This window comes from Pseudomonas sp. PS02303, assembly GCF_029959925.1.
Taxonomy (GTDB): domain Bacteria; phylum Pseudomonadota; class Gammaproteobacteria; order Pseudomonadales; family Pseudomonadaceae; genus Aquipseudomonas; species Aquipseudomonas mandelii.
In genome coordinates this window covers 1-9,852 of the sequence record NZ_JASCOM010000220.1, presented here as the reverse complement: position 1 = coordinate 9,852, position 9,852 = coordinate 1, and the positions used below count along the sequence as shown (strand labels likewise).

At 54.3% G+C, this 9,852-nt stretch carries 11 protein-coding genes and 1 pseudogene; 9 read left to right on the top strand and 3 right to left on the bottom strand.

Annotated features, from left to right (window positions below; translation table 11 throughout):
• The 5 genes and pseudogenes from QMX98_RS28030 to QMX98_RS28010 form a co-directional block, all read left to right on the top strand.
• Positions 1 to 776 (top strand): annotated as a pseudogene (locus QMX98_RS28030) (type VI secretion system tip protein VgrG); the annotation flags it as partial.
• A complete protein-coding gene (locus tag QMX98_RS28025) occupies positions 773 to 1,624 on the top strand; it encodes a DUF4123 domain-containing protein (protein WP_282411710.1) in 852 nt (283 codons plus the stop codon). The pseudogene QMX98_RS28030 and the gene QMX98_RS28025, both read left to right, overlap by 4 nt.
• The gene (locus tag QMX98_RS28020; RefSeq protein WP_282411709.1) at positions 1,617 to 2,453 is read left to right on the top strand and encodes a hypothetical protein; all 837 of its coding nucleotides are present in this window, start codon (positions 1,617 to 1,619) and stop codon (positions 2,451 to 2,453) included. Before QMX98_RS28025 ends, QMX98_RS28020 begins: the two co-directional genes overlap by 8 nt.
• Positions 2,404 to 3,231 carry a hypothetical protein gene (locus tag QMX98_RS28015; RefSeq protein ID WP_282411708.1) on the top strand — a complete coding sequence of 276 codons (828 nt, stop codon included), beginning with the start codon at positions 2,404 to 2,406 and terminating at the stop codon, positions 3,229 to 3,231. The genes QMX98_RS28020 and QMX98_RS28015 overlap by 50 nt, the downstream gene beginning before the upstream one ends.
• An 11-nt stretch (positions 3,232 to 3,242) precedes the next feature.
• Complete coding sequence (locus QMX98_RS28010; protein ID WP_282411707.1) at positions 3,243 to 5,372, top strand: lipase family protein; 2,130 nt, start codon at positions 3,243 to 3,245, stop codon at positions 5,370 to 5,372.
• A gap of 82 nt (positions 5,373 to 5,454) precedes the next feature.
• On the opposite strand, the gene QMX98_RS28005 is transcribed toward QMX98_RS28010, so the two are convergent.
• Positions 5,455 to 5,751, bottom strand: coding sequence for a hypothetical protein (locus QMX98_RS28005; RefSeq protein ID WP_282411706.1), 297 nt, complete (start codon positions 5,749 to 5,751; stop codon positions 5,455 to 5,457).
• Positions 5,752 to 6,261: 510 nt separating this feature from the next.
• On the opposite strand from QMX98_RS28005, the gene QMX98_RS28000 reads away from it, so the two are divergent.
• A complete protein-coding gene (locus tag QMX98_RS28000) occupies positions 6,262 to 6,528 on the top strand; it encodes a DUF2790 domain-containing protein (protein ID WP_282411705.1) in 267 nt (88 codons plus the stop codon).
• 90 nt (positions 6,529 to 6,618) lie between these two features.
• Positions 6,619 to 7,014 (top strand): hypothetical protein, encoded by a 396-nt coding sequence (locus QMX98_RS27995; protein ID WP_077747817.1) that lies wholly within the window; start codon positions 6,619 to 6,621, stop codon positions 7,012 to 7,014.
• On the opposite strand, the gene QMX98_RS27990 is transcribed toward QMX98_RS27995, so the two are convergent.
• Positions 7,011 to 7,280 carry a DUF1652 domain-containing protein gene (locus QMX98_RS27990; RefSeq protein ID WP_221106017.1) on the bottom strand — a complete coding sequence of 90 codons (270 nt, stop codon included), beginning with the start codon at positions 7,278 to 7,280 and terminating at the stop codon, positions 7,011 to 7,013. The genes QMX98_RS27995 and QMX98_RS27990 overlap by 4 nt on opposite strands.
• Positions 7,281 to 7,664: 384 nt before the next feature.
• Here QMX98_RS27990 and eco point away from each other — a divergent pair, with 384 nt between their 5' ends.
• On the top strand, positions 7,665 to 8,147 hold the full coding sequence (gene eco / locus QMX98_RS27985) for a serine protease inhibitor ecotin (protein WP_282411704.1): 483 nt from the start codon (positions 7,665 to 7,667) through the stop codon (positions 8,145 to 8,147).
• Between the two features lie 15 nt (positions 8,148 to 8,162).
• On the opposite strand, the gene ilvA is transcribed toward eco, so the two are convergent.
• Positions 8,163 to 9,176: a threonine ammonia-lyase, biosynthetic gene (ilvA, locus tag QMX98_RS27980; protein WP_282411703.1), complete on the bottom strand. Its 1,014-nt coding sequence runs from the start codon at positions 9,174 to 9,176 to the stop codon at positions 8,163 to 8,165.
• A 249-nt stretch (positions 9,177 to 9,425) separates the two neighbouring features.
• Here ilvA and QMX98_RS27975 point away from each other — a divergent pair, with 249 nt between their 5' ends.
• The gene (locus QMX98_RS27975) at positions 9,426 to 9,761 is read left to right on the top strand and encodes a DUF2834 domain-containing protein (RefSeq protein ID WP_010460504.1); all 336 of its coding nucleotides are present in this window, start codon (positions 9,426 to 9,428) and stop codon (positions 9,759 to 9,761) included.
• Positions 9,762 to 9,852: the final 91 nt, after the last annotated feature.

Sequence of the window (9,852 nt, the reverse complement as noted above, 5' to 3'; positions counted from 1 at the left end):
GCATGGAAGTCCTCGTCACCTTCCTCGAAGGCGACCCCGACCAACCGCTGATCACCGGCTGCCTGTTCCACAAGGAAAACGTCGTCCCCTACGACCTGCCGGCGAACAAGACCCGCAGCACCTTCAAAACCCTGAGCTCGCCGGGCGGTAAGGGTTACAACGAGTTTCGTATCGAAGACAAGAAAGGTGCGGAACAGATCTACCTGCACGCCCAGCGCGACTGGGATGAAAACATCGAGCACGACCAGAAAATCCGCATCGGCAATGAACGCCATGACACGGTCGAGGCCAATGTTTTCAGCGAGTTCAAGGTTGAAGAACACCGGATTACCCATCTGGACCGCAAGACTGAAGCGCGGGCGGATGATCACCTGACCGTGGCGGTGACCCAGCATGTGAAAGTGGGGACGGCGCAGTTTGTCGAGGCGGGTCAGGAGATTCATTACCACGCTGGCGAGAAGGTGGTGGTTGAGGGTGGGATGGAACTGACGGCCAAGGCTGGCGGGAGTTTCGTCAAGGTTGATGCGGGGGGCGTGACGATCAGTGGGGCTGAGGTGAAGGTGAATACCGGGGGCTCGCCTGGGGTGGGGACAGGGATTCAGATTTTGCCGCCCGTCATCCCGTGGGCCGCCGCTCAGGACAAAGCCGGCGCCCTGCTCGTCCCGGCCGCCGTACAAATGGCCATGGCCAAAGCCGCCCGTGCGGCGGGCGACATACGCTGCCCGATTTGCGAAGCCTGCCGTGAAGGCAAGTGCGATCTGGGGACTGCAGCATGAGCGACGCACTGAACAACTGGCTCGGCGAACAGGCAAAACTCAATCGCGTGCTGATCCTGGCCCTGGACAGCCTCGCTGAGCCGAACCCGGTCACTTCGCTCTACAGCGCCGGATTGATGAAGCGCTCGGTGCAGCTCTATCGACGCACCCAGTACGCCGACTTCGCCGCCATCAGCCCCTGGTTCACCGAACTGCACGAACCCAACGCCGATGCCTTCCGCAAACTGCTCGACGACCCGCAGCGCAACTGGGGTTGGATCGGCAGCATGGAAAAAGCCGACCTCGACGGCCTGACCCAACACTGGCAAGCGCGGATGGTCATTGAGGAAGACGGCGAACGATCGTTATTCCGTTTTCAGGACAATCGGGTGATTGCTCGTTGCCTCGCCAACCTGAGCGAGACCGAACGGCCATTACTGTTAGGCCCGATCAGCAACGTTCTGTATTGGGACGAGGAGCAATGGAAAAGCGCCGATAACGCCCGCCCCGGCATGTACTCGGTGCCAAATCCGGCGCCGTGGTTGCGAATTCCAAACTCGCCGGAGCGTACCCGCAGCATCCTGCGCGAAAATCTGAAACGTTGGCTGCTGGTGTACCACACCGAAGCCGCCGCCAAACTCTCCGAAACCCGCAATGTCCGCGAATGGCTGGAAGAACAGATGGACCTGCTTGAAACCTGGCAATGGAACACGCCAGAACAACGCGAATTCATGCTCAGCCTGAGACTTGATCCCAAATGCGCAGAAGACGTGGCTTGGCAGCCATTACCGAGTGAAACCCCAGAGCAGCATTTTGCGCGGTGTCAGCGGGTGTTTGACGCGAGTTTGGGCAAACCAGAGCGTGAGTAAGTTTGTGGCGGCTGGCATAACAGCGTTTACGGCTGAACACTTTTCTGGTCGTTTGCCTTTGTTCCTCGCTGCGGCGGGCGTGATGGTGGCTTCTGGCTGTTCGGCCATCAAACCTGCCGATAGTTTTACGTTGCTGACGGAACTGCCACCTGGGTTCAGCATTAAAGGTGAAGCGTCTTATGTGCCGCGTACGGGGGAAAGCTGCACAGTCCCGGCTCGCGAAGGAAGAAACTACCCAGGTTTAAAATTCTTTGAGCAAAAGCTTAATAACGCAGCTCAGACAGCGAATTTCGAAGTGCCACTGACCAGCAATGAAGGTGGCTGCCTTTTGGTGCTTGATAACTTCGGATATCAGGTTGACGCCAAATATGGTGCTGACTTTCGAAATGTAGGTCGGGCCCATACAAGCGTTTCGTTTCGGGATGGAAGCGCAGAAAGTCCGAGCCCTCCCCCAGTCTTGGTATTGCAGAAGCAGTGCCAATGGTTTTTTCGCACCGCTGGACCTGATCGTTACATCGTTAAGATTCTGAAATGTAAATCTGTAGCAACGCCCGAACTGACAAGAGATTCAGTAGCAAAGGGTCCAATGCCTCGTGCTCAGTTTGCGGGAAAGACAATAAAAGTAGAACTCAAAATTTTAAGCGAGGAAAGACCCGCTGTAGGTGATAACTGGGTGAAATTCCCAGATGGCTGGAGACGCTGTATGGGTGAGAGCCTGGAAGACCCTTATGCATTCTGTAATGGTAATACTACCGATTTCAAACCTTTCAAGATGCCGGATGGACGTGATTGTTCTGTCTACCCCAACTGCACCGAACAAGGACTATAAAATGTTTTATCGAGACTTTTACACTGGACTTGTTCGAGCAGCGGCTATCGGTTTGGGAACGTTTGGGGCTACAGCTTGCTCCGTCGCACAACAGGATAGCTTCACGCTGATCACTGAACTGCCACCCGGATTCAGTATTAAAGGCGAAGCATCCTATGTGCCTCGTACGGGAGAGAGTTGTACAGTCCCATCTCGCCAAGGGAAAAACCACCCAGGCAAAAAATTTTTCAAACAAGATCTTAACAACAAAGCGCAAACAGCACACTTCACAGTCCCACTTATAAGCGACGAAGGAGGCTGCCCTTTAGTACTTAAAAGTTTTGGTTATGAAGTAGACGCAAAGTACGGCCCAGCCCGCCTAAGCATCGGAAGAGACTATACTGGGATTTCTTTTGAAGACAAAGCAACTAACACCTCAAAAATAACACCCCCAGACACCCTTCAAAAAGATTGCCAATGGCTGTTTCGAACAGTAGGACCAAAAAATAATATCAGTAAGATACTTAGTTGCAAGGCAGTCGCAGCCCCTGCTTCACCCGAAGCCATACAGCGCGACGAGCTCTCGGGAAAGTCTTTAACAGTCGTATTCTCATTAGCACAAGAAGAGCTTCCCTATATGGGAGACACCTGGATCAAATTTCCCGAAGGTTGGAAGCGATGCTTAGGAAAAAGCATTGAGGACCCCTACGGATTCTGTAACGGAAACACGACCAAATTTAAACCATTTAAGATGCCGGATGGACGTGACTGCACTGTTTATCCCAACTGTACTGAATAAGGATATTTACTATGGAGCCGAAGGCATCATGCAAGCCTTTATTGGGTGAAAAATCACAAGCCTGCCCACTGAGAGGCGATTGGATCAGTTTCCAAGTGGTGGACGAGACAGGCAGCGGCAAACCCTATGCTGGTCTTGCCTATGTATTAGTGGACAGTGCGCGCCAAGAATACCCAGGTGTATTGGATGGCAACGGATCTGCCAAGATTTTCAATCATTACCAAGGACCGGTGGTTCTGACTCTGAATGCGCCATGTTCAGGAGCTGACGAATATTACAAAGCTCTTTCGCAACGGAAAAAATATCCATTACCCATCACTCAGTTCCAAGTCAACGCTGAACAAACCCGTTTTGTTCGAAAAGATGGCTTACGTGTCGAAAACAACCCAGCAAAGGCCGGTGCTGATCAGTTCTTCCACGTTGAAGTTCGAGACCTAGTGAAAAAAAGTGCTCACCTCCCTCCTAGGTCCGAAAAAAAATATCCACCGGATTACAATTTGTTAAAAGTCATGGGCGATATCGGTTTCGGGCCCGAGGAGTCCGAACTATTTGGCGTGGCGCTATTACCCAATAAACACACAGTGCTTGAAGTCCGTCCACTCCGCGCTTTTCGCCCCATGTTATCGAAAGACAAAGAATTCAGCGCCTTAAATTTATATCAACTTTCACTGTTCGCCAGCTTGAGCTATGCCAACTTTGGTCAAGAGCCGCCTGAACAGCCAACTGACACTATAAAATTCCCTCTCAACCCTAGCGTCGGAAATCTTTTTGGTAATGAACTGGCTAGTTTCCGAGAGGCTTGGAAGATCAACGCAGCCCAAACTACCCGCTACTACCCGCTTTATGAAGATGTGCCTTACTCAAAGCGCTTCGAGATTTTGCCGTTCGATCCAACACTCTATGATCAAAACAAAACTGGATTGGGCTTAGCTCAGGAACATCCAGCAAAATGGCATTTTTTTGATGATAGTGAAATAGAGGGTGGTACTAATACACAGGCATTCATAACTCACCATGACGCAGTCATTCTAATATCCATTCGCGGAACTCTGGAGCTCGTAGACTTTGTGCGAGACACCGATGCGGAGCAAGTACCGTTTGAAGAAGGTGTTGGCAAAACGCACCAAGGTTTCTACACAGCCTATAAGGCGATGAGCACCTTCATTCAAGTCTATCTTGAGCAGTCTTATACTGGGCAAAAGATCATTATTTGCGGACATAGCCTAGGCGGGGCAATCGCGACGTTACTCGCAGAAGCATTACGACGCAGTCCAAATGCGTACGACATATTGCTTTATACCTACGGCTCCCCACGAGCCGGTGACGCCGACTTCGTCAACGGCGCGGCAGACTTGGCCCATCACCGCATGGTCAACAGCAATGACCCGATTCCAAGTGTTCCCGCGCCATGGATGAACACTCGCAAAAGTATCTGGATGCCCGGCGTGGTCCTCAGTTTTGTCACCGCCCCTTTAGGCGCACTTATTTTCGCTATAGGCCTGTCGCGAACTGGCGGTGCTCCATACGAACACCAGGGTAATCTGCACCATTTCATGCCCGTTCATTTTAAAGGGCGCGAGCAATCCGCGGTTCTCTGGGACCCAGGTTGCGACTCCATCGAAGAGGCGGCTTGCACCAAGGCATTGAAAAAGTTCGGCGATATGCCCGACCGTGATGCTTTTGTGATGCAACTGTTCCAGATGAGCGATCACTACATGGTGCCCTCCTACATTCCGTACGCTTGGGCAACATTGCGCCGCTGGCAGCAAACCCAGGAAAGCGGGACTACCGTGGTTACCAAAACAGAGTACGACCAGGTTTACTACCAATTGCAAGAGATGCAGGAGCGGCTGAAGGCGAAAGAAGCTGAACTGAGGTTCGCTTACCAATCTGACCGTCGGCAGTACCAGCAAGAGGCAAATGTGTTGAGAGCAGAAATTGGACGGCTTGATACATCAAGACAACGGATTCACACCCTTAGCTTCCTCAAACTAGTGCCTGAGGACATCTACGGCTCCGCCACTCAAGCGCCGGAACATAAAATCAACGTAGATCGCTGGATGGCAAAAAAAGAAAACAGTGTCGAGGTCCAGCTCGCGATGATTCCTGATGCAAGCAGCAGTGACCTGAGGACAGCGTAGTTTTCAGGAATGCTTTAACTCGGTACGCGTGTAAACAAGCCAGTGTCCGCAGGAGACTGGCTTGTTATGTACCGCAGTGGCGTCAGACCGGTGCCTTCCACCCAATCATCCGCTGCTGGGCAACCTGCAATAGGTCACAGCCATCCTGAGTCAGAAGGTAAACCGCATGGGTAATGTGCGGAATGTCCTGAACATCGCCGTGCTTGAAGCATTGGCAATGGAGGGTTTCAAGTAACTGGCTGGCGGCCCGGACCCGCTGTAAGGCGGCTTCGAGGATGTCTTGGGGGTTGGCTTCGGTGTCGATCACCAAAGGACTTGAGTCGGTAACGCTGCTGTTGATTGAACGATAGCGATCGGGAAATGCGTTTAGCGTTGTCATAGTAAGTTACTCATCTGTTTTGAAGTAACCGCCCCACCGTGACCAAACGATGGGAGGCGGACTGTATACAGGCTTGGTCAACCGAGAACAGTAACTCAGCTCGCCCGAAGGCGTCCTGCACACAGCCGCCACAACGATGCGCCATAAGGACGTAGATGTCCGCGACGCGAATCATGGCACACATATGTGCACTGTTCTCACAGGTGACCAAACCTGTCCGCTGATTTTGCAGCGAGCCCAAACAGTAGTCGCTTCACCCCATCCGGCGAAAGTCGACAAGGCGTCTGACTTTGTAGGACCAAGCCGAAGACTTCGTAGACGCTTTCCTAACGAATCATCCGACAGAAAAAACCTCGCGACAGGCGGCATTCAACCGGGTTAACCATCCGTTAACCCCGCGGTCCAAGACTTTACTGGACCGCACGCCCTCAGGTTCTTCTGACGCCCAGTGCGGCAGGTTCGACGCTTTATCCGTCGAACTGACTCAACGTCCGCACTGGAGATCGTCCCATGAACATCCGTATGCTGCTGATGACTTCCGCCCTAGCCTGCACCGCGTTTACTGGTCTTGCGCAGGCCAACGAGACGTCGTCCTCGCAAGCTACCCCCTATCACTACGGTATGCCGCTGAACATCGGCAAAGTGGTCGCCCTGACCGAGCCGAACACGCTGGAATGCAAAGTGATCACGGCCGACATGAAGTACATCGATACGTCAGGCAAGCCTGAAGAAATCAGCTACCGGAAGCTTTCTGACGCTTGCAGTTATCAGAACTGACTGAAAGGTCTGATTTTGCACTTTGCGGTACTCCTGTGAGGGATCAGGCGCTATGCTTTGGCGCCTCCCTCACTGCCGCAAGGATTCGCCATGCAGTTATCGTTTCGTATCGTGTCGACCTTCACTTCCCTCCTCTGTTTTCTGCTGGCCCTGGTCTGGGGTTTGATGCCGGATGGGTTGCTGGCGATCTGGAGTATTGAGTATTCGTCTGCGGCAGGGTTTGTCGCGCGACGCAGTGCAGTGCTGTTCGCGGCGTTGGGCGTGATGTTTTATCTGGTTCGGAACGAGGCGCCGTCGGTCACCCGCAATGCGCTGAGCACCGGGTTTACCGTGGGTTGTTTCGGCTTGGCGATACTGGGTTTTGGCGAATGGCTCAATGGCCATGCCGGGCCGGGCATATTGCTGGCGGTGATGGTCGAATCGGCGCTGGGACTGGGGTTTGTCCAGGCCCGGCGCGTGTCGGCAGAATTCGAAACTGCAGGTTAAAGCGCTTTCCTGTCGGGATGCAGTGTCTGATTCGCTTCCTGATGCTGCATCTCTGAGCGCAGGCCTACAATCAGGTCGTTGATTTCACGGCAACCATTCAGTTTTTTGGCATTGATTCCGGTCACCATCAGATCTAGGTGATCGGTTTCACGATCGGAATACACCTTGACGGTCATCGACAGGTCCGGCGACAGCGTGCACTGACAGCGCTTGGGCAGAAAACTACTTTCAACGATATTGCGAAGTTCCAAGGCAGAAAGAAACATGGCGACCCTCTCCTAATTGTGAGATTGCCAATTAATATCCAACGTCGGCGGTGCTGAGATCTCCCGCTTTACTTCCTTTGCGGGGTTTCTACGCCTCAACAACGGGCCGGTTTCTCGTTCCAGAGCTGACTCAAGACTGTCCTGGTCAACTTAAGATCTGCTTGAGCATAAAACATGCCGCAAATTTCGCCGTGCAGCTCATCGGTAAATCAATGATTTAACGGACATGCCTGAAGATGGCCTCATGCAATCTGCAAGAAAGGGCAGTTTGAACCCTGCAATTTGCATACATTCCCGACCGGGTTTGCATTGGTGGCAGTCGGAAGTAAGAATGCGCCTGCCAATCCAGTATCCGCTGACCCTACTCACACGCAAGGAGGCATCATGGGTTCTTTGACCTGTATCAATACCGTCGGGCTGATTGTTGCCAGCCTTTCGAGCGTGGCCTGTGCGGCAAAGCTCGAAACCGTCGCGCCGTTCCCTAAACCGGAAAGCGGTTTTACCCGCCAGGTCATTCATGTAGCGCCGCAGCCACAGGAAGAAAACTTCCAGGTTGAGGTGCTGGCGGGCAAGACGCTGACGGTGGACTGCAATCGCCAACGTCTGGGCGGTATCCTTGAGGAAAAAAACCTTGAAGGCTGGGGCTACCCCTTTTACCGTCTGGAAAAAGTCATCGGCCCGATGAGCACGATGATGGCCTGCCCCGACGGCAAGAGTAAAAAGGCGTTTGTGCCGGTGGTCGGTGACGGCTTCATGCTTCGTTACAACAGCAAGTTGCCGATCGTGCTCTACGTGCCCAAGGACGTCGAAGTCCGCTATCGGATTTGGTCGGCGTCGGACAAGGTCGAGAAAGCCGCTCAAGAGTAACCGCAGCGCCCCTCCTCACGCTGAGGCGTCGCTCAACGCGGCGCGCTCGGCGACATGCCGCAGGCTGTCAAAGTTGATATTGGCGCCCGAGTCGATCGCGATCAGGGTTTGACCACGCGCACCGGTTTGAGCGACGTACTTCTTGATGCCGGCCACCGCCAAGGCACCGGAGGGCTCGGTGATCGAGCGGGTATCGTCGTAGATATTCTTGATGGCGGCGCACAGTTCGTCGTTGCTGACGGTCAGCACTTCATCGACGCAAAACCGGCAGACTTCAAATCCATAGGCGCCAATCTGCGCGACGGCCACGCCATCGGCGAACGTGCCCACGGTGGGCAGGACGATCCGCTCGCCAGCTTGTAACGCCGCGTACAGACACGCGGAGTGTTCTGATTCGACGCCGATGATGCGGACTTCCGGGCGCAGGTATTTGACGTACGCCGCGATGCCGGCGATCAGACCTCCGCCACCCACCGGGACGAAGATCGCATCCAGGGGGCCTTGTTGCTGGCGCAGGATCTCCATGGCCACGGTGCCCTGCCCGGCGATTACGTCCGGGTCATCGAAAGGTGAGACGAAGGTGCAACCGGTTTGCTCGGCGAGGCTCAGGGCGTATTCGAGGGCGAACGGAAAGCTCTCGCCGTGCAGCACGGCCTCTGCCCCCCGACTGCGCACGCCGTGCACCTTCAATGCTGGTGTTGTGCAAGGCATGACAATCGTCGCAGCGATCCCCAATTCACGCGCCGCCAACGCTACGCCTTGGGCGTGATTGCCCGCTGAAGCGGTGATCACGCCCCGAGCCTTTTGCTCATCGCTCAGTTGCACCAATTTGTTGTAAGCGCCACGGATCTTGAAGGAAAAGGTCGGTTGCAAGTCCTCACGCTTGAGCAGGATCTGATTACCCAAGGCCTCGGACAGCGCTGGCGCGGGTTGCAACGGTGTGTGCACGGCCAGCTCATACACCGGCGCGGCGAGGATCTTTTTCACATAGTGCTCAAGCAAGGCCTGCTGGGCGGGGGTGCTGCTCATGGTCGTCTCCTGACATTGATCGGGGCCCAGGAGACAGAAAGTAAAAACCCGCCTCTAGGGCGGGTTGGGTGCTGCAGTCGTGAGCTAGCCCGCCAAATAAGGAATGGCGGTAATAATGCTTGGCTGGCAGCGCAATACGGTGGAAGTCATGGCTGGAAATTAGCCGGGCGTTGCGGGCAAGTCAATGGTCAATTTTCCTCGGTCTCTGTAGGCTGGCGGACATCGCTCATTGTCCCAAGGAAGGAAACCATGAAGTCTGTCGCCCTGCCCCTCATTGCCTTGATCGCCTTTGCCGGCTACACCGTTTCCGTGATGTTTCAGGCGGAGCAGTCGTTGATCGACTTCGGCATCGGTTTGATGTCACGCCCGGATACTGCGCAGGTGGTGATTGATCTTTATCTGTTGGCGACACTTGCAGGCGTCTGGATGTACCAGGATGCGCGCAAGCGTGGGCAGTCGGGGTTATCGGTGATTCCGTATCTGCTGATTACGGCGGTTTTCGTGTCCGTCGGGCCGCTGTTGTACCTCGTGGTTCGGGGGCTCAAGAATCGCAGGAATTGCGGTGATGCACGCCAGCGAGTTTGATCCACAGTAGTGTTGTGTTGCGGATAGAGCCTTCGCGGGCAAGCCTCGCTCCTACATTGGAGCGTATCCCCCTGTAGGAGCGAGGCTTGCC